Here is an 18,213-nt window from a genome sequence, read left to right on the forward strand (position 1 = left end):
TCCTGCCGGACGGGGCCTCCACGGGCCCCGTCCGTGCTCCGGCGCCTCGTGGTCGGACATCCCTCCCGTTAACCATCGGAATGTATGAAAGTTTCGTAAATTAGCAGTGCATCGGCGTCTGTTTATCGCTTTTTGAGCTTGGATACTCCGTTTTTATACTAAGATCGTAACGCTGATTTCCGAAAAAATGTTATCTTAAGAGACTTATCAAAAGTTTCTGATCAGTCATTGCTCGTGTCTCGCGTTCACAAGACGCATGACTGTGCCGTGACCGTCCTGAACCCACCCATTTGCCTGAGGACGAAAATGACATCATCCAAAGCCAAGATCGTCTATACCCTGACTGACGAGGCACCTGCTCTCGCCACCCGGTCACTGCTTCCCATCCTGGAAACCTATGCCAAGCCGGCTGGTATTGAATTTGAAACCAGTGATATCTCCCTTGCGGCGCGTATCCTGGCGAACTTCCCGGACTACCTTGAGGAAGACCAGCGGGTTCCGGATGCCCTGGCTGAATTGGGCGAGTACACCAAGGACCCGGATGCGAACATCATCAAGCTGCCGAACATTTCTGCTTCGATCCCGCAGCTGCGTGCGGCCATCAACGAGCTGAACGAGCAGGGTTACAAGGTTCCGGAATACAAGGAACACCCTGAGACTGAGGAAGAAGAGCAGATCAAGGCCCGTTACGCCAAAGTGCTAGGTAGTGCGGTCAACCCGGTGCTGCGTGAAGGTAACTCCGATCGTCGTGCGCCTACCGCGGTGAAGGCGTTTGCCCGCAAATATCCCCACTCCATGGGTGAGTGGAGCCCGGCTTCCCGCACTCACGTTGCCCACATGCGTGGCGGCGACTTCTACTCCAGCGAGCAGTCCTTGACCCTGGACCGGGCCACCGATGCCAAGATCGTGTTTGAAAACACCAAGGGTGAGCAAACCATCATGAAGGACAGCCTGCCGCTGCAGGAAGGCGAAGTCCTCGATGCCATGTTCATGAGCAAGAAAGCCCTGTGCAAATTCTTCGAGGACGTGATCGCCGACTGCGAAAAGACCGGCGTCATGTTCTCCCTGCACGTGAAGGCGACCATGATGAAAATCTCTCACCCGATCGTGTTCGGACACGCGGTGAAGATTTACTACAAGGACCTCTTTGACAAGTACGGTGACCTGTTCGACGAGTTGGGTGTGAACCCGAACAACGGTCTGTCCAGCGTGGTCGAGAAGATCAAGGAGCTGCCGGAATCCAAGCAGGAAGAAATCCAGGAAGAGCTGCACAAGTGCTACGAGCACCGCCCGGAAATCGCCATGGTCGATTCCGTCAAGGGCATCACCAACCTGCACGTACCGAGCGACGTGATTGTTGATGCCTCCATGCCTGCGATGATCCGTAATTCCGGCAAGATGTGGGCCCGTGATGGCAAGCTGAAGGACACCAAGGCGGTTATGCCGGAGTCCACCTACGCCACCATCTACCAGGAAGTGATCAACTTCTGTAAGACCCATGGTGCGTTTGATCCCACCACGATGGGTACGGTACCGAACGTTGGTCTGATGGCGCAGAAGGCTGAAGAGTACGGTTCCCACGACAAGACCTTCGAAATGCAGGAAGACGGCATCATGCGCATCGTTGATGCCGACGGCCGCGTTCTGACCGAGCACAAGGTTGAAGAAGGTGACATCTGGCGTGCCTGTCAGACCAAGGATCTGCCGATCCGAGACTGGGTGAAGCTGGCGGTGAACCGTGGTCGCTCCTCCGGTATGCCGGTTCTGTTCTGGCTGGACGACGAGCGTCCCCACGATGCCCAGCTGATCCAGAAGGTCGAGAAGTACCTGGCCGAGATGGACACCGAAGGTGTGGAAATCCTGATCAAGAGCCCGGTTCGCGCCATCCGCTGGACCATGGAGCGCCTGATCCGTGGCCTGGATACCATTTCGGTCACCGGTAACGTACTACGCGACTACCTCACCGACCTGTTCCCGATCCTGGAGCTGGGCACCAGCGCCAAGATGCTGTCCATTGTTCCGTTGCTGAACGGTGGTGGCCTGTACGAAACCGGCGCCGGCGGTTCCGCGCCCAAGCACGTACAGCAGCTGATTCAGGAAAATCACCTGCGCTGGGATTCCCTCGGGGAGTTCCTGGCCATTGCCGTGTCGCTGGATGAGCTGGGTGAAAAGCAGTCCAACGACCGCGCCCGTCTGTTGGGTCAGACTCTGGACAAGGCCACTGAGCGCCTGCTGGAAAACAACCAATCGCCCTCTCGCGTAACCGGTGAGCTGGACAACCGTGGCAGCCACTTCCACCTGGCCCGTTACTGGGCTGAGGAACTGAGCAAGCAGGACGACGATCCGCAGCTGAAGGAATTCTTCAGCAAGCTGTCCGCACAGCTCGAAGAGAACAAGGACAAGATCCTTGAGGAAATGACCGTGATCCAGGGCCATCCGGCCGATATCGGTGGTTACTACCACGCACCGAAGGACATGGTCTGCGAGGTGATGCAGCCGAGCGAAACCCTGAACAAGATCCTTTCCGATGCCCGCGCGTCGGTGAGCTGATCTCCGGTCCTGCGGTAAGCAGGATGGTCAGGAACAAGGAAAACCGGGGAGTCCGCAGGGGCTCTCCGGTTTTTTTATGGGGTTTTGCGCTTGTGGCCCCGGTGCCGGCGAATTTCGCCTGCCTGCTTGAGCTGGTGCATGGTGACCGGCGGGCCAATGAGTTCGAACAACACGGTGGAAGCAATAACCAGGGGGACCAGGTAGGTGAGTTCAGGAATGCGATCTGAGGCGACCAGTGCCAGCCCCATGGCCACCCCCGCCTGGGGCAGCAGGCACGCGCCGGAATGAAAGCGGACCCTCGGGTCTGAGCCGGCCAGCACCCCACCCGCAAAGCCACCCGCCACGCGTCCGATGATTCGCACGATGATATACGCCATGCCAATGCCGCCCACGGTTGGCAGCACAGACCAATCCAGCCGGAAGCCGGCAAGAAAGAAAAACATGGCAAGGAAGGGCTCGATGATGCCCTCGATCGAGCGAAACGGGCGTACATGGTGGCTGGCCACATTCGCCACTGTGACCCCCAGTGTCATGCAGGTCAGCAGGTAGGACACTTCCAGGGCGCCGGCCAGGCCGGCGGCAAGAAATACGAAACCCGCGGATTCCAGCAACATGGGCTCGCCGGGTTTGAGTCGGCCGGTTAACCACCCCATGGGCAGACCCAGAATGGCACCCAGAATAATCGCGCCCGCCACTTCGTACAATCCGTGCAGCGCCGTTCCGGTCACGTCTGCGCCGTTGCCGGAAACCAGCATGGCGAACACCAGCAATACGCTGAACAGCAGTGCCCCCCAGGCATCATCAATGGCCACCACCTGGGTGACCAGGCGAGTGAGCGGCCCCCTGGCCCGGGTTTGTCGAACCACATCCAGGGTTGCTGCGGGATCGGTGGCGGTGGCAATGGCGGCCAGGATCAGTGCGGCCAGAAGCTCACCGGTGACGGCCCAGATCGCGACAAAGATCAGCCCCGCGGTGACCAGCGTGACCGCGAGGCTGACAATAATGGCTTCCCGGCCCTGCTTCAGATCCCGGACCGACATCCGTTCGCCGAGCAGGAAGCCCACCATGGCCAGGGTGAGTTCGGTCACCAGAGGGAAGTTGTCGCTGATCGACGCTGGCACCAGATCCAGCACTTCCGGGCCGGCCAGCGCGCCGACCAGGATCAGCAGCGTGACCCTGGGAACATGCAGTCGCTGGCCGAGGGTGTGGGCGCCCAGAGCCAGCAACATGATGCCCCCGATCAGGAGCAGGTCCTGGGTGTGTTCCACGGTTTACTCCTGCTGCAACGGGACGAAGGCTGCGTTCAGGAGTGCGCCCAGATCCTGTGGTGACAATTCAATTTCCAGTCCCCGGCGCCCTGCACTGACAAAGATGGTCTCGAAGCTTTCGGCCGACTGATCGATAAACGTTTTCAGGGGGCGTTTCTGGCCGAGAGGGCTTACCCCACCGAGTATATAGCCGGTGCTTCGTTCTACCGCCTTTGGATCCGCCATGGTGGCTTTTTTTCCCGACGTCGCCTTCGCTATCTGTTTCAAGCTGAGTTGGGCCTTTACCGGCACGATGCCAACGGCCATCGACTTTCCGTCAACCAGAACCACCAGGGTTTTGAATACACGGGCAGGCTCCACGTTCATCTTTTGGGCGGCTTCAAGGCCATAACTCTGGCTGTCGGGATCATGTTCGTATTCATGCACCCTGAAGGCCACACCTGCCTTCTTGAGCGCGTTGATGCCGGGGGTCATGGTGAGTTCCTTGTCCTTTTTGTTCTTGAATGCCTAAAACTTAACACAGTCCGCAGCCACAGCAGACCGTTTCGCTAGTCTCTGGTACCGAAAGGTGTGTCTGTTCATAATGGCTACCTATGGTCGTCAGGTGTTGGACTGGCTGACAGCCACAGTACCTGCCTGTGGCCAATGACCCTCACGGGCTCAGTGACGACACTGGGCCCAACGTATGCTTGAAGAAGGTTTATCGGATGAATCGAATTGCTCGCCATGTCCTGCACAGCAGCCGGATACCCAAGGACCTGTCCTCCGTCACCGTTCGTGATGTGGCGGGTGAAAAGCCGGAAGCCGTAGGTGTCAGCAGTGAAACGGCGGAAGCAATCTGGCACAGCGTGGAATGCCTCTACCGCACCGGCGTCCATCCCGGCATGCAGCTGTCCCTGCGCCACAAAGGCGAGCAAATCCTTCATCGGGCCATCGGGCACGCCCATGGCAATGGCCCCCATGACCCGGCCAACGGACCCACGGTACCGATGACTACCGAGACACCGGTCTGCTTCTTTTCTGCCTCCAAGGCGGTGACGGCTCTACTGATGCACATATTGGCCGAACAGGGTCTGGTGAACCTGATGGACCCGGTGTCTTACTACTGCCCGGAGTTCGCCCAGAACGGCAAGCGCACCATTACCCTGCATCAGGTGTTATCCCATCGCGGCGGTATTCCCGCCCTGCGCACGGATACCCCCATTGACGTGTTGTGGGATCGCGATGAAGTCTGGCGCCTGCTGTGTGAAGCCCGGCCGGTGGAAGTGGACGGTGCCAAGGTGGCCTACCACGCCATCACGGGCGGGTTCGTGCTGCAACGAGTGCTGGAGAAAGTTACTGGCCAGAGCATTGAGCACTTCCTGGATGTCCACCTGCGCCAGCCGATGGGTATGAGATGGTTTACCTACGGCATTGAACCTGAGCACCTGAACGATCTGGCTTCCAACTACGCCACCGGGCCGACGCCGCGATTTCCGGTGTCCTGGGTCATTCGGCGCGCACTGGGCGCGGATATCAATACGGTGGAGAGGGTGTCCAATGATCCCCGTTTTCAGGAGGCGGTGATTCCGGCTGGCAATCTGTGTGGTACTGCCGAGGAGATGGGGCGTTTCTTCCAGATGATGCTCAACGGCGGGGTTTGGAACGGTAAACGAATCTGCAGTGAAGCCACCGTACATCGGGCCGTTCAGCAATATGGGTCGCTGCAGATCGACCGGACCATGATGATCCCGATGAGATTCAGCGCGGGCCTGATGCTCGGGGGTAATCCGGTGGGGTTGTGGGGGCCCCAGAGCCGCTATGCCTTTGGCCATATCGGGCTGATCAACAAACTCTGCTGGGCCGATCCGGCGCGGGATATATCCGTGTCCCTGGTGAATACCGGCATATCCATTGTGGGTCACCACCTGCCGGCACTGGCCAGGTTTGTTTACACTGTTTGCAATCAGTTTCCCATTATTCCAGAGGCGCAGCGGCCGCTCGCCATGACGGCCAGTTAAACCGATCTCAGCTGTGCCTCGAGTATGCCCAGCACTGACGACGCCACATCCCGGAAGTCCGTCAGTGTCTGGGTCCTCTGAATCACGTCCTCACGGTTTTCATCCAGGTATTCCAGTTTCGGAACCACCCGTCGGATTCCTTCGGTGATCATCTCGTAGGGGTAGTGATGATCCTGAACACTGAGCTTGTTCATTTCCGCCACTTCCTGATGAAAGATGCTGATGATGTCATACACCATGTCCTTGTGGCGGATGCTGCCAGCTTCCCAGTAGGCATCGTCCAGCAGTTCAAGCAGGGAGAGGTATTCGCGCAGGGTGTGGGCAACAGACGTCTGGGTCATGGTGGTTCCGGGCCGCCGATAAGTGTTTGTTAATTGGAACTATAGCAGTGGATCTGGCGTTAAATGAACAATGACCTGTGACACGCCTCTCGATAAAAATGAAACTACATTCATTTTTATTGCGCTTTGTCCGTCAGGTGTGCAGAATTCGACCATGGTCAATGGACAACCACGACTCATTGGATGAGAGGCCATATGGACAAGCCTGTTGAGAACTGCAGTGCCTATTCGGACCGCCCGGTAATGCTGGACCATCACGACAGCGTTCGGGATCACGTTCAACAGAAGGTCTGCTCCGAAGTCGAGCACCTGGAGCGTCGCATCGAGACGCTTCGTCTGAACCGGGCGCCCCACGCCGAGATCATGATTTCCGCCTTCCAGCGGATGATTAATCGTAAGAAAGGGTTTCTGGAAACCGCGTTACTGACAGACCGGCCCCTGTGGTGATCGGCCCGTTCGTGGGTCAGGATCGCAAGCCTGTGGGCGCCGATGAGTACTTGAAGGTCGGTGATTCCAGATTGGTGCAATAATCCGGATTGGTTATTGTCTCATCAGGACTTTCCGGATTGGCGAGCCTGGGTGCCTCCCCGCTCGATGTATAGATTCTTACCTCGGGCACCGAGTAGTCCATTTCGAACTTCAGGCAGGAGATGTCCTCAGGCTGGCCGGCAAAGCTGAATTTGGCGCCCTCTTTGGTTCCGCTGGGCTTGTCAGGATCCTCTGGAACTTCACTGGTTCCAATCCGGGTGCCGTCAATGATGACGGTGTCAGCTTGTAAGCCGGTGTAGGTTCGCGAAAAGCTCATTTCCCGCTCGCCCTCAATCACCACCGTACCTTCAGTGACAATCCGGGCTTCATCATTGTAGCCGGCGGTTGCGAAATCCCTGCCCAGGAACTCGGTGCCCAGCGCTGCACTCGGGCGGGTGCTGTTTTCCGGAAAGGTTCCGGCAGCGACCCAGACCAGAGTTCGAATGACGTTGCCGGTGGTGTCGGGGGTGTGAACCCACTTGACCGTAGGGTATACCCAGAAATAGTCAGTCAGTTCCGCCCCTGCCTCAGCAGCGCCCTGATCCGTGAACTGGACTGAGACGCCGTTGGTGGTGGTGTCGTAGATTCCGACTTCTTGGGCGTCAATCTTTTCACTGATGTACTGCCTGGCCTCAGTAAAGCTTGTAACCTCGTCCTCACCGATAACTCTGCGCATCAGATCCAGGGGATTCCTGACCGTTGTGATGGTCGACTTATCTTCCGACAGCCCAAGGTTCAGAAAAACCGACAGTTCCTCACGGAGGTTTTCGGCCACCCGTTGAGCATCCGAGAAATCTGGATCGGCCGGGTCGGCTTCGACGGCTTGATAAAGGTCGTTGAAAAGGGTGGTGTCCATCGCCTCTGTCAGGGTGAACGAGGAAAAACCGAGACTGACATTGATGGCTGGATTGAAGGATGAAGATCCGGACGATTCGAGTCCGCAGCCCGCAAGGCTGAGTGTTCCGGCGGCAACCGCCACGAAAATGCAGGAATGTCTCATTTCGAAAAGCCTTGAGGTGCGCTACCAGGGTTTTAGGACTAAAGTACTAATTTAGTGGGATGTTGTTCCCAGGATCGAATGCTGACAATAAATCATAAAACAGGCATCTGCCCTCGCGGAGATCACATTTTGCGGCACCGGTGTTCGCCAGCACTCACAGCAGTTATCCGCACGCTACTGCTTTTGTTTTTCCTGTCGGCCTTGCTGTCCCCAGTGCAGGCAAGCCAGACTCCTTGCCGTGATGGAATGCTGATTCTCGGCAGCGGAACCAGCAGCGTCCAGGACCTCGGTGGTTGTCTCTGGTACCTCGAAGATCCGGACCAGAGCATGGCCTTCTTTGATATCAAGGATCGCGGGCTCCGGGCTTTTAACCTGCACGATGGCGGCACGCTGAATTTCGGCTATACCGATTCCGCTTACTGGGTTCGCCTGGACATGCGGCCAGTGGGCACCGCCGCAGGGAGCAACTGGATTCTGGAGCTGGCGTTGCCGCTGGTGGACGATGTCCGCCTGTTTCTGGTGCGGGATGGTGAACTGCTACAGCAGGCCCGGGCCGGATACCGGGATAACTGGTCCGAGCGAGATTTGGCCGTCCCCAACCCAACCTTCCGTCTGGATCTGGATCCGGGGGTGGTCACCTCCGTGTATCTCCGAATCACCAATACCAACACCTTTCGACTTCCGCTGAGTCTCTGGCATCCGGACAGCTACATCGAGAAGATCTCCATCGACGAAGCCTTCCGGGGTGTTCTGCTGGGGGCGATTTTCGCCATCCTGGCCTACAACCTGTTTGTTGCCGTGTCGGTCCGTGAGCGCAGTATCATCTACTACGTACTGTACCTGGTATCGGCCGGTATTTTCATCGTCACCGAACAGGTTCACGGAATCCAGTTGCTGGAGAGCCGTCCCGCCCTGTTGAGCAAGGAATACCTGCATTTCCAGATTATTGCGATCTGGCTCTGGGGATCCCTGATGGCACGTCACCTGCTGGAAACGAAGGAGCGTTCCCCTCACCTAGACTCGGTTATCAAGGTCAGTTTGTGGGTCGTGGCCGTCACTTTTGTACTGTGTTTCTTCATGCCGTATCAGGTGGCGATGGAATGGAGTGTGATCGGCTCCATCCTGATCAGCCTGACCATGATCGTGGTGAGTTACGTTTCCTGGCGCTATTACAATCCGGCGGCGAAATCCTACTTCTTTGCCTGGACCATGGCGCTGATTGGCTTCGGTGTTTATGCGTTGACGGTGATGGGGGTTTTGCCCCTGAACCCGCTTACCAACTATTCCCTGCAAATCGGCGTGGTTGCCCAGGTGATCCTGTTTTCTTTTGCCCTCGCCGACCAGATCAAGCAGGTTCAGGGCGAAGCCCTGGACTGGAGTCGCCGGGCGCTCTCTAACCTCAAGCGCTACCAGTCGCTGTTTGATAACGCCATTGAAGGCGTGTTCCAGATGTCCCCGGACCGCCGCCTGCTGACAGCGAATCCCGCCATGGCCGACTTGATGGGGTATGCCAGCAACGAGGAATTGCTTGAGCGCAATCCGGATGTACTGGAAAGCTGTATTGCCGATGACGAGCTAAGGCGCCGGGTCATTGAACTGCTGGAAAGCACGGGTGCTGCCAAAGGTATTGAGGCCCGGTATCTGAACCGCGATGGCGAGGAGCGATGGGCCAACCTGTCACTGCACACGGTCTACGATTCCGATGGTGAGCCGCTGTATCTGGAAGGCACCTGCATTGACCTGACTGAAACCCACCAGCGCCGGCGGATCGAGCGCGAACGGGAACAGGAGCGGTTGGAGAAGGATCTTGCCCGCAACTCGGCGCAGGCCAAAAGTCAGTTTCTCGCCAACATGAGCCATGAAATCCGCACCCCTCTTGCTGCCATCATCGGTTATGGCGAAACCCTGTTGGATCCCCGGCTGAGTGAATCGGAGAAGAAGACCAGTGCGGAAACCGTAGTAAGCAGCGGTCGACATCTGCTGGATCTGGTGAACGACATTCTTGACCATTCCAAGATCGACGCCAACAAGCTCAGTGTGGATATAGTTTCCGTGCACCTGCCCGAGTTGCTGGACGAAATCCGCGCCTTTTTTGCGCCGCGGGCCAAGGAGAAAGGGCTCGATTTCTCGATTATTTGCGAGTACCCACTGCCCGAGAAAATCCGTACCGACCCCACACGATTGCGCCAGATCATCATTAATCTATGCGGAAATGCGCTGAAATTTACGGAAAAGGGTTCCATCTCCCTGATTGTGCGTTGCGATGGGCCGGGCGAGCGGTTGATCGCTACGATCGTTGATACCGGCATTGGTATGAAGCCAGAGCAATTCGAGCGATTGTTCGATCCTTTCGCCCAGGGCAGTGCGTCCATCTCCCGTCAGTATGGTGGAACCGGTCTTGGGCTGAGTATTTCCCGTCGTCTGGCGGAACTGCTTGGCGGCACCATCACGGTCAGCAGTACCTACGGTGAGGGCAGTGAGTTTGAGGTGTCGATTTGCACCGGTTCCCTGGCGGATGTGCACTTCCTGCGGGATGCTTCTGAGCTCAGCCAGCGTCGGCGTAATCTGCCGATGGTGATGGCGCCGAAGCTGTCCGGCCGCATCCTGTGCGCTGAAGACAACGAGGTGAATCGGCGCCTTGTGTCGCTGCTGGTGGCCCGAACCGGGGCTGAGCTGGTGCATGTGGGCAATGGCGCGGAAGCGCTGGAACTGGCGTTGCGGCAAGAGTTCGATCTGATTTTGATGGATATTCAGATGCCGGTCATGAACGGTCGCGATGCCACAGCCGCGCTGCGGGAAGCGGGTAACAATACCCCGGTCATCGCCCTGACCGCCAACGTGATGGCCGAGGATATCGCGGATTACAAGCTTGCCGGCTGCAACGAGCATCTGGCCAAACCGATCGACAAACAGCGTTTCTACGAGGTACTGGCGCGTTATCTCCATGTGCATGCTGACACGGTGGAACCTCTGGAACCGAAGTTCAAGGGTCAGGTACTGGTGGCCGAGGACAACGAACAGAATCGCCAGTTGATGGAGCGCTTGCTCAAACGTCAGGGCCTTGGTGTGACCACTGTGTCGAGTGGAGAGGAAGCCGTGCGTCGTGCCTTGTCCGACTCAGTTCAACTGATTCTGATGGACCGTCACATGCCCGACATGGATGGTGTAGCGGCCACCCGCTTGCTGCGTCAGGCGGGTTTCCGCCGGCCGATTGTGGCGTTTACCGCCGGTGACCGGAAGGAAATTGATGCGCTTATCGAAGCGGGGTGTGAGGCGGCGCTGAACAAACCCGTTGAGCAGGGCCATTTGCTGGCTCTTCTGGAGCGCTATTTGCCACCGGCAAAAAGTCAGCACGGGCGGGTGTCGGAAGATCAAGACATCAAGCACCTGGTCCGGAAGTTCCGGCGGAGCCTGGCGGGGCATCGGGATCAGATGGAGCAGGCCTTTGCCACCGGAGATGCCCTGGCTCTTCGGTCCCTGGTCCATCAGATCAAGGGCACCGCCGGTGCCATGGGATATCCCCGGATGACCCGCCAGGCCGGCATGATCGAGGGCCTGCTGAAGGCTGAGTCTCCGGACTGGCAGCGCGTACGAACAGAGCTGGATAGCCTGGTGGAGTTGATTGATCAGGCCCGTGCGGCCTCTGAATCCTCGATTAGGGATTAACCGAGAAAGTAAGGTTGGAGAGAAGTCATGACTGACAACCCGTACCACAAGGAGCGTCATTCCCTGAGCATGATGTATGGGACTTACGCCGATGTATTGTTTGTACTCTTCCCGTTCCTGGTCATTCTCATGCAGCGGCTGTGGGATGGCCGACTCTACGAAACCCTGTTACGACCGGATTTGAGTATTGCTGCCGCCATTCTCGCGGGCCTTGCCATCGGCAAGTTTGTTCTTGGCCTGGTCAGTAACCGGGAGCTGGGGCCCTACAAGGAGCGGATTGTCTTTTTTATTGCCTTGACCCTGTTCACGGTTCTGGGGCCCGCAATGATCCTGATCCTGAGTATACTTGGCAGCGTGGAAGTGCCGGGCTTCGTCGCGTTTATCCAGCCCGTTCTGTTGATTCTGGCCATTGCCTTGTATTCCACGGCGGTGGGAATCAGCAACATCCTGATCAGGGGCGATGCTGAGGCGTCTTCCGAGACCAGGACGGTCCAGGATGTACCACCGGCCACCCGGGCACGACCGGAGCCCCTGGATTTACCCCGTCGGACGGGCAACGAAGCACTGTAACCGGAGTAATACAATGACTGTATTTGGACCTTTGGCAGGAGGCAGTCGATGAGTGAGATCAGAGTACTGGTGGTTGAGGACGAACCGATTATGCAGGAGCGTCTGATCGACATGCTGTACCAGGCCGGTGCAACCCAGGTCGTCGGCTGCGCGAACGCGGCGTCAGCCCGCGCCGCCTTCGCCGATCAGGAGTTTCAGATTATTCTTCTGGATCTGGGATTGCCGGATGGCGATGGCCATGAATTGATGCAGGAGTTCAAGACGATTCGCGATGAGCAGTACGTGGTTCTGGTGACGGCGGACGACTCCATCGACAGCATTCAGCGGGCAATCGGCGCCGGTGCCAACGGCTACGTGGTCAAGCCCTACTCTCAGGAAAAAGTGTTTGATGTGGTGAACAATTACGTGATGGTTCACGGCGCGGAGGTTCAAGCCCTGCAGGGCCTGAGCCGGCAACACTGACCGGACAGGCCCGCAGTTTTCCTCTCAGGCTACCTGTCGGGCTATCCAGGAATTGTAACGGGCAGCGAGTGCGCGAACGTAGCGCGCCTCGGCGCCATCCAGATTGCCCAGAACGCCTTTGAAAATCCAGCCCCGCTCATACACACCCAGGACACGCTGTTCGTCGTCCAGATTGACCCGTTGGTTCAGTTTTCGGCAAATGGCATCCAGTAGCGGCAGTTTTTCCGGCCGCTTGAGCGGGCCAGTTCCACTCTTGGGTGCGGTCTTGGTAGCGGGCCGTGTTGAATGTCTTCTCATGACGTTTTCTCCCTACTATTGTTTTGCGGCTGCAAAAAACACAAACCCCCGGTGCCAAAAGGCGACCGGGGGTTAGCAGAGAAGCGGCCCCGGTCGCTCAGAAGGCTCCCGGGACTGACCGAAAGCCGTTATGAATCGTTTACCATCAGCTGAACAGACTGCGCTCGCAGGCAGACTGCAGTGGTATTGAGTCGGGCTTTCAAAATCATCTGGTCATGTATCCCTTGGGTTTGGTTGTAGCTCAGTGTATCGGGTTATGGACGCTTTGCAATAGGGTGCCGGCTTCGGCAAACCCGTACAGACGTACCAAGGGCTCAGAGCCATAATTCGCATCGTCACGTGTTTTTACGTTGTGCAATCCTAGGTTCCCGCCGCGCTGGGAACCCAATGGATCTCTCCTTTTTTTGACGCAGCCTTTTGGCTGCGTTTTTTTTGCCCGCAGAAAAGTCAGGGACTCCCGACTCCAGGAGAGATTAACCGCAACGTGAATTGGGGAGGGGACGCTGGCGGGATCAGCTCGCACTCGTCGATGAACCGAGCAGCTGAATTTGCTGCCAGGTCTTGTGCAGGATCAGCGCATCGTTGGCGGCTCTGTGCACGGGGAGGCCCAGATCTGCGATCACACCCTGGCGCACCGTTGACCATTCGCGGACCTGAGCCGGGTTGAGCAGTGAGGAGATCGACTCCAGCTGAAAAGCCGGTTGTACCCGTGCGGCTTTGAACAGTCGGTGCAGCCAGAAACTGTCGAACGTCCAGGCATCACAGAACACCTGGGACGGCAGCATGCCGTTGAGCTGATGAGCAACCTCGCGCACGGCGATTCCTTCGGCATCAAGCAGCGTGCGGGATATGCCATGAATGCCTTCTGCGCTCTCGGACCAGTCCTTCCACAGAACATGGGGGGTGATGAGCCAGCTATGGAGTGTGCCGTCCGGCATGCAGATTCCGACCTCGATGGGGTAGCTCGCGATCAGGTCGAGGCTGGAGGCCTCGAAATCGATGAATGCCGGGCAGGTGCTATTAATCATTGGCTCAGTGTAGTTGATGCATTATTTTTTGGACGAGTTTACCGGTACTGGACCGGTTAGGCGAACCATGTCGGGTCCGGCGCTGTTACAATCTGTCCTTTGAATGTAAAGGCTTGATGACAACCCTGTGTTTCAGGGGGGTGGCAGTAAGCCACTGAAGTTCAACTGTTACCATATGGGGTTACCGAATGACCGATTCTGTGGTCGTTATCTATTCCGGAGGCATGGACTCCTTCACATTGCTGCACCGGGCTCGCGCCCGGGGTTACCAGGTCTATGCCCTGTCGTTCAATTACGGTCAGCGTCATGTACGTGAGCTGGAGTGTGCCCGGTCGGTGTGCGAAGCCCTGGCAATTCCCCATAAGGTCATTGATATTCGTGCCATGGGCGAGGTCATGTCCGGATCGGCACTGACTTATGACCGCGATGTGCCGGAAGGGCACTACGAAGAAGAGAGCATGAAGTCGACGGTGGTTCCCAACCGCAACATGATTTTGCTCTCCCTGGCCACCGGTTACGCAGTGACAGTGGGGGCCAGCGCCGTCTGGTATGGCGCCCATGGGGGGGACCATGCCATTTATCCGGACTGTCGTCCGGAGTTTGTCGAGAAAATGGACGCGGTATGCCGTATTGCCAACTACCAGCCGGTGGCTATTGAGGCGCCCTTCCTGCGGATGGACAAGGGCGGAATTCTTGCCGAGGGCTTGAAGCTGGGATTGGACTACGGCCAGACCTGGACCTGCTATAACGGCCGGGATAAAGCCTGTGGTGTTTGCGGTTCCTGTGTTGAGCGGCTGGAAGCCTTCTCCGTTAATGGCGTGAAAGACCCGCTGACCTATGAGGTGCAGGTCTGATGTACCGGGTAAAAGAGGCGTTCTACACCCTGCAGGGCGAAGGTGCCCAGGCAGGCCGGGCGGCGGTTTTCTGTCGTTTCAGCAAGTGCAATCTCTGGACCGGAAGGGAAAAGGATCGTGCTGGTGCGGTGTGTAACTTCTGCGATACGGATTTCATCGGCACAGACGGCCAGAATGGTGGACGGTTTGACACGCCCGAGGCACTGGCTGCCCACATTCGGAAACTCTGGCCGGACGCTCCGGGGCGTCCTTATGTTGTGTGTACTGGCGGCGAGCCTCTTCTGCAGCTGGATGAGCCGCTGATCGAGGCGTTCCATAAAGAAGGCTTCGAGATCGGGGTGGAAACCAATGGCACACTGCCCGCTCCGGAAGGCATCGACTGGCTGTGCGTAAGTCCCAAGGCCGATGCTCCGGTGGTGATCAACACCTGTGACGAGCTGAAACTGGTGTATCCCCAGCCGCTGGCCATGCCGGAGCGGTTCCAGCACGTCCAGGCCAGCCATTACTTTCTGTCCCCCATGGCCTCACCGGCCATGCCTGAGCAGGGGGCGGACCCGGTCAAGCAAAGCAGCACCCGCAAAGCGACAGAGTACTGCCTGGCCCATCCCCAGTGGCGCCTGACCCTTCAGATGCACAAGATCCTTGGCATCGACTGATCACAGCGCTGCCGCCACCGGATGCTGTGGTTCCCGAAGTCGGGGCTTTCTCGATTCATTACGATGTTGGCTGGGGCTGATACCGGTCCAGCGCTTGAAGGCCCGGGTGAAGTTGGCGGCATCGGCGTAGCCCAGGGTCTCGGCAATCTGGCCGAGGTTCAGCCCGGTTTTCTCAAGCAGATCGCAGGCCTGTTTCAGTCTTACCTGATCCACCAGTGCCTGGAAGCTTACGCTCTCCTCCTGCAGGCGCCGCTTGAGCGTTCGCTCGGACACGAACAGCGTGGCGGCAACCCTGGCCAGTTTGGGCGGGAAGGGGTGACTGGTTTCAATGACCCTGCGCACCCGGCAGGCGAAACCCGCATCCTCGGTTAACTGTTTCAGAGCGACTTCGCACTGGGAGCGGGAGTCGGCAGCCAACTGGTCGTCGCTGAACCGAATCGGTAAATCGAGCTGGGACACGGGGATGATCAGCGCATCGTCACTGGCTCCATAGATCACCGGCACGGGAATCTGCTGGCGGAAGCGGTGGATGTAGCCGGGCTCCGGGCCTCTTCGCTCCATGCGACAGCCTTTCACGAGTGTGCCCGTCAGCTGGCTGCCCATGTAGACGCAGCCATAGAGCATGGCATCCAGGATGAAGCCTTGCAGCGGACCCAGATCCCGGGCGCAGTGGACGCGGTAGATGGCGTTGTCGCCTTTGATCAGCCGGCTTACCTCCAGCTGAGGTGCCCGAAGGGTGAGAAAGCGGGTCATCAGGTCCAGTGCTTCGGCCAGGGTCTGGCTGCTCATGACGGCCGTACCCAGGGTACCGTGCAGGGGCAGCCTCAGTTCCCTGGCGAGCATAATACCCAGACCGGGTTCGCCGCTTTCGATAATGGCCCGGGTAACAAACTCGCTGGCCTGGGACTGGCTTACCCGAAGGTCCATGGAGTTCAGCCGGTGTGGGTTCAGACCTACGCGATGTAAAAGCTCCTGCTCGTCGACGCCCAGGGTACCCAGTAATTCGGCCAGTAGGTGCAGGTAGATAGCCGGCATCCCAAGATCCGGGGCCGTTGCTGTTGAGGTTTGCATGGTGTGTCCTCGTCCGTGAAGTTCTCTTCCAGGGTATTGCTCAACCTTTCCGATTATGGGGTATTCGTACATCTGTACCATGGCTCTGATGACGGCCATGGAAGTCTTGTCAGGCCAACTGGCCCGACAATCCGTGCGATAAGTCTCTGTTTCAGCGTATGGTTGTGCGTTTAATGGAGCCCGATGTCGGTGATGACCGGGTTATGGTCTGAGGTTCGCCACGGAATGGCCGTTTTGGGATCGAGGTCACTCTGGTACCCGATGACGGGAGGTTCATCGGCGTTAATCATCCAGACCCGCGCGTCGAGAATTCTTGCTTGCAGCCCGGGGGAGGCTAGGGCGTAATCCAGAGTGCCTCTGGCGCCCTTGAACCGGAATGTGTAGTAGGGGCAATGCTGCGCCGAGCAGGGATGCCGATCGTGCACCGTGCTGGTGTAGCCAAGAGCGTAGAAACGCTGCAGCGGCGTTTCTCTGGCGTAGGCGTTCAGGTCACCGGTCACCAGGCTTCCGACGGTGTCATCATCCCGCTGTGTGGCCAGCCAGTCCAGCACTGCTTCGGCTTCGCGGGTTCGTCGGCTGGCGAAGCAGCCCTGGCCATCCTTCTGGTCCTGATCGGCTCCCCGGGCGCCCCCACAGCCTTTGGATTTGAAGTGCACGGAAACCACCCGTACGCCTGCACCACCACTGAGGGGGCGGAATACCTGGGCAATGGGTGGTCGTCCCTGATTGTGGAACGGTCCTGTCGTCAGCCGCCGGGGGTTGCCAGCTGGCTGGACGCGATCGGCCCGGTACAGCAACGCTGTCCGGATGGCATCGGAGCCATCAGCGCCGGGCGTTTCCACAACGCGCCAGGCCGGTCCTAACGCGCTGGCCAGTTCCCTGGCCGAGCTGTTCGCGCCGTAGCCGTCGTTCTCCAGCTCGGCGAGCGAGAGAATGTCCGGGTCCGGTTGGGTCAGCGCGTTGACCAAGCGACGTTGTTGTTCCTCAAAGTCCTTGTTTGAGCGGGCGCCTCGGGAAGCAGGAAATCCATCGCCCTTGCCGTTGCCGTTAAACAGATTGCCCAGATTCATGGTCATTACACGGATGTGAGGCGACCGTAGGCGTTCGGGGGCGGGTGTTCTCGGGTTCGTTTTCTGGAAGTCGGGAGCGCTGTCCGGCTGTAGCCGCCATTCCCCGAACCGAAAATCCAGCACACCGGACAACCCCGCTACCTGATCGCCCGCCCGGATCGTCTGTGTGGTCGATAACCCGCCTGGCGGCCAGGGAATCGGTCGGGGATGCTCGGTTGCCCGACCATCGTCGAGAACCAGGCGCTGGGCGTTGCCTTTGGTGGCAGCGTCCGGGGTGGAAACTTCCGTGGAGATGATCCCGTCAGCGGCGGCCAGAGCAAGGGTGCCGTAACGAGCGAGCTGGTAGTTATCGACCACCACCAGCGGGGTATCGAACCTGATGTGCATGTTCTCCAGCGCTTCCGGTGGCGTGCTCCAGGGGTGCGTTACCGTGATGGCTTCCGGCAGGTATTCCTTGCCGCAGTTGCTCAGCTGCTTTACCCCCACCAGTTCGGTGAGTCCGTGGTATTCCTTAACGGAGGCGGTAATTCTCAGTCGGTCGCCTGCTCTGCCACCTTTACGCCGGGTGTAAACGAAGATGGCTTCAGAGGTCCCGGGGTCTCCATCGGTTTGATGGTCCGCCTGCTGAAGGTAAAAGCCTCGCCAGCCACCGGTCATCCGCGAGTCCAGGGTGAGTATCCCTTCCACCGTGACCGTTTGGCCTGCCAGGGGCGAGCTGGGGCCTGAGCCCTGAATCTCGGAAATGGGCGTGGCCGGTGCGCCACACTCACTGGCGACCGACCCGATGGGGATAAGGAGGAGCAGAGCCGCAGAAAGTGTTCGTCGGAACACGGGAGGCAGGCTCAAACCGGT

At 58.3% G+C, this 18,213-nt stretch carries 16 protein-coding genes; 8 read left to right on the forward strand and 8 right to left on the reverse strand.

What is annotated here, in order from left to right:
• The first annotated feature begins 306 nt into the window (after nucleotides 1-306).
• Entirely contained in the window at nucleotides 307-2,550 is a 2,244-nt protein-coding gene (locus QVZ43_RS06920) for an NADP-dependent isocitrate dehydrogenase (protein WP_223795140.1), read from the forward strand.
• Nucleotides 2,551-2,624: 74 nt separating this feature from the next.
• Here the strand turns inward: QVZ43_RS06920 and QVZ43_RS06925 are convergent, their stop codons facing one another.
• Nucleotides 2,625-3,818, reverse strand: a complete 1,194-nt coding sequence (locus tag QVZ43_RS06925; RefSeq protein WP_302909351.1) for a cation:proton antiporter — start codon at nucleotides 3,816-3,818, stop codon at nucleotides 2,625-2,627.
• 3 nt (nucleotides 3,819-3,821) lie between these two features.
• A complete protein-coding gene (ybaK, locus tag QVZ43_RS06930) occupies nucleotides 3,822-4,292 on the reverse strand; it encodes a Cys-tRNA(Pro) deacylase (RefSeq protein ID WP_302909352.1) in 471 nt (156 codons plus the stop codon).
• Between the two features lie 233 nt (nucleotides 4,293-4,525).
• On the opposite strand from ybaK, the gene QVZ43_RS06935 reads away from it, so the two are divergent.
• A complete protein-coding gene (locus QVZ43_RS06935; protein WP_302909353.1) occupies nucleotides 4,526-5,818 on the forward strand; it encodes a serine hydrolase domain-containing protein in 1,293 nt (430 codons plus the stop codon).
• On the opposite strand, the gene QVZ43_RS06940 is transcribed toward QVZ43_RS06935, so the two are convergent.
• Nucleotides 5,815-6,159: a hypothetical protein gene (locus QVZ43_RS06940; protein ID WP_223795144.1), complete on the reverse strand. Its 345-nt coding sequence runs from the start codon at nucleotides 6,157-6,159 to the stop codon at nucleotides 5,815-5,817. The two genes, QVZ43_RS06935 and QVZ43_RS06940, sit on opposite strands and share 4 nt — an antisense overlap.
• Nucleotides 6,160-6,354: 195 nt before the next feature.
• Between QVZ43_RS06940 and QVZ43_RS06945 the strand changes: the two genes are divergently transcribed.
• The gene (locus QVZ43_RS06945; protein WP_302909354.1) at nucleotides 6,355-6,606 is read left to right on the forward strand and encodes a hypothetical protein; all 252 of its coding nucleotides are present in this window, start codon (nucleotides 6,355-6,357) and stop codon (nucleotides 6,604-6,606) included.
• A 16-nt stretch (nucleotides 6,607-6,622) separates the two neighbouring features.
• On the opposite strand, the gene QVZ43_RS06950 is transcribed toward QVZ43_RS06945, so the two are convergent.
• The gene (locus tag QVZ43_RS06950) at nucleotides 6,623-7,687 is read right to left on the reverse strand and encodes a hypothetical protein (RefSeq protein WP_302909355.1); all 1,065 of its coding nucleotides are present in this window, start codon (nucleotides 7,685-7,687) and stop codon (nucleotides 6,623-6,625) included.
• A gap of 78 nt (nucleotides 7,688-7,765) precedes the next feature.
• Between QVZ43_RS06950 and QVZ43_RS06955 the strand changes: the two genes are divergently transcribed.
• Genes QVZ43_RS06955 through QVZ43_RS06965 form a run of 3 tightly spaced genes read left to right on the forward strand, consistent with a single transcriptional unit; the run spans nucleotide 7,766 to nucleotide 12,385 of the window.
• The gene (locus tag QVZ43_RS06955) at nucleotides 7,766-11,353 is read left to right on the forward strand and encodes a response regulator (protein WP_302909356.1); all 3,588 of its coding nucleotides are present in this window, start codon (nucleotides 7,766-7,768) and stop codon (nucleotides 11,351-11,353) included.
• A gap of 27 nt (nucleotides 11,354-11,380) precedes the next feature.
• Complete coding sequence (locus tag QVZ43_RS06960; RefSeq protein ID WP_302909357.1) at nucleotides 11,381-11,923, forward strand: hypothetical protein; 543 nt, start codon at nucleotides 11,381-11,383, stop codon at nucleotides 11,921-11,923.
• Nucleotides 11,924-11,971: 48 nt separating this feature from the next.
• Nucleotides 11,972-12,385, forward strand: a complete 414-nt coding sequence (locus tag QVZ43_RS06965; RefSeq protein ID WP_223795149.1) for a response regulator — start codon at nucleotides 11,972-11,974, stop codon at nucleotides 12,383-12,385.
• A 24-nt stretch (nucleotides 12,386-12,409) separates the two neighbouring features.
• On the opposite strand, the gene QVZ43_RS06970 is transcribed toward QVZ43_RS06965, so the two are convergent.
• Entirely contained in the window at nucleotides 12,410-12,682 is a 273-nt protein-coding gene (locus tag QVZ43_RS06970) for a hypothetical protein (protein WP_223795150.1), read from the reverse strand.
• Nucleotides 12,683-13,194: 512 nt separating this feature from the next.
• Entirely contained in the window at nucleotides 13,195-13,710 is a 516-nt protein-coding gene (locus QVZ43_RS06975) for a 3'-5' exonuclease family protein (protein WP_223795151.1), read from the reverse strand.
• Nucleotides 13,711-13,898: 188 nt separating this feature from the next.
• Here QVZ43_RS06975 and queC point away from each other — a divergent pair, with 188 nt between their 5' ends.
• Nucleotides 13,899-14,564 carry a 7-cyano-7-deazaguanine synthase QueC gene (queC, locus tag QVZ43_RS06980; protein ID WP_223795152.1) on the forward strand — a complete coding sequence of 222 codons (666 nt, stop codon included), beginning with the start codon at nucleotides 13,899-13,901 and terminating at the stop codon, nucleotides 14,562-14,564.
• The gene (gene queE, locus QVZ43_RS06985; RefSeq protein WP_302909358.1) at nucleotides 14,564-15,220 is read left to right on the forward strand and encodes a 7-carboxy-7-deazaguanine synthase; all 657 of its coding nucleotides are present in this window, start codon (nucleotides 14,564-14,566) and stop codon (nucleotides 15,218-15,220) included. The genes queC and queE overlap by 1 nt, the downstream gene beginning before the upstream one ends.
• Here the strand turns inward: queE and QVZ43_RS06990 are convergent, their stop codons facing one another.
• Complete coding sequence (locus tag QVZ43_RS06990) at nucleotides 15,221-16,291, reverse strand: AraC family transcriptional regulator (RefSeq protein ID WP_302909359.1); 1,071 nt, start codon at nucleotides 16,289-16,291, stop codon at nucleotides 15,221-15,223. It abuts the gene before it with no gap.
• 170 nt (nucleotides 16,292-16,461) lie between these two features.
• Nucleotides 16,462-18,207, reverse strand: coding sequence for an ExeM/NucH family extracellular endonuclease (locus QVZ43_RS06995; protein ID WP_302909360.1), 1,746 nt, complete (start codon nucleotides 18,205-18,207; stop codon nucleotides 16,462-16,464).
• Nucleotides 18,208-18,213 lie beyond the last annotated feature (6 nt).

It is taken from the genome of Marinobacter suaedae (assembly GCF_030519635.1).
Classification (GTDB): Bacteria; Pseudomonadota; Gammaproteobacteria; order Pseudomonadales; family Oleiphilaceae; genus Marinobacter; species Marinobacter suaedae.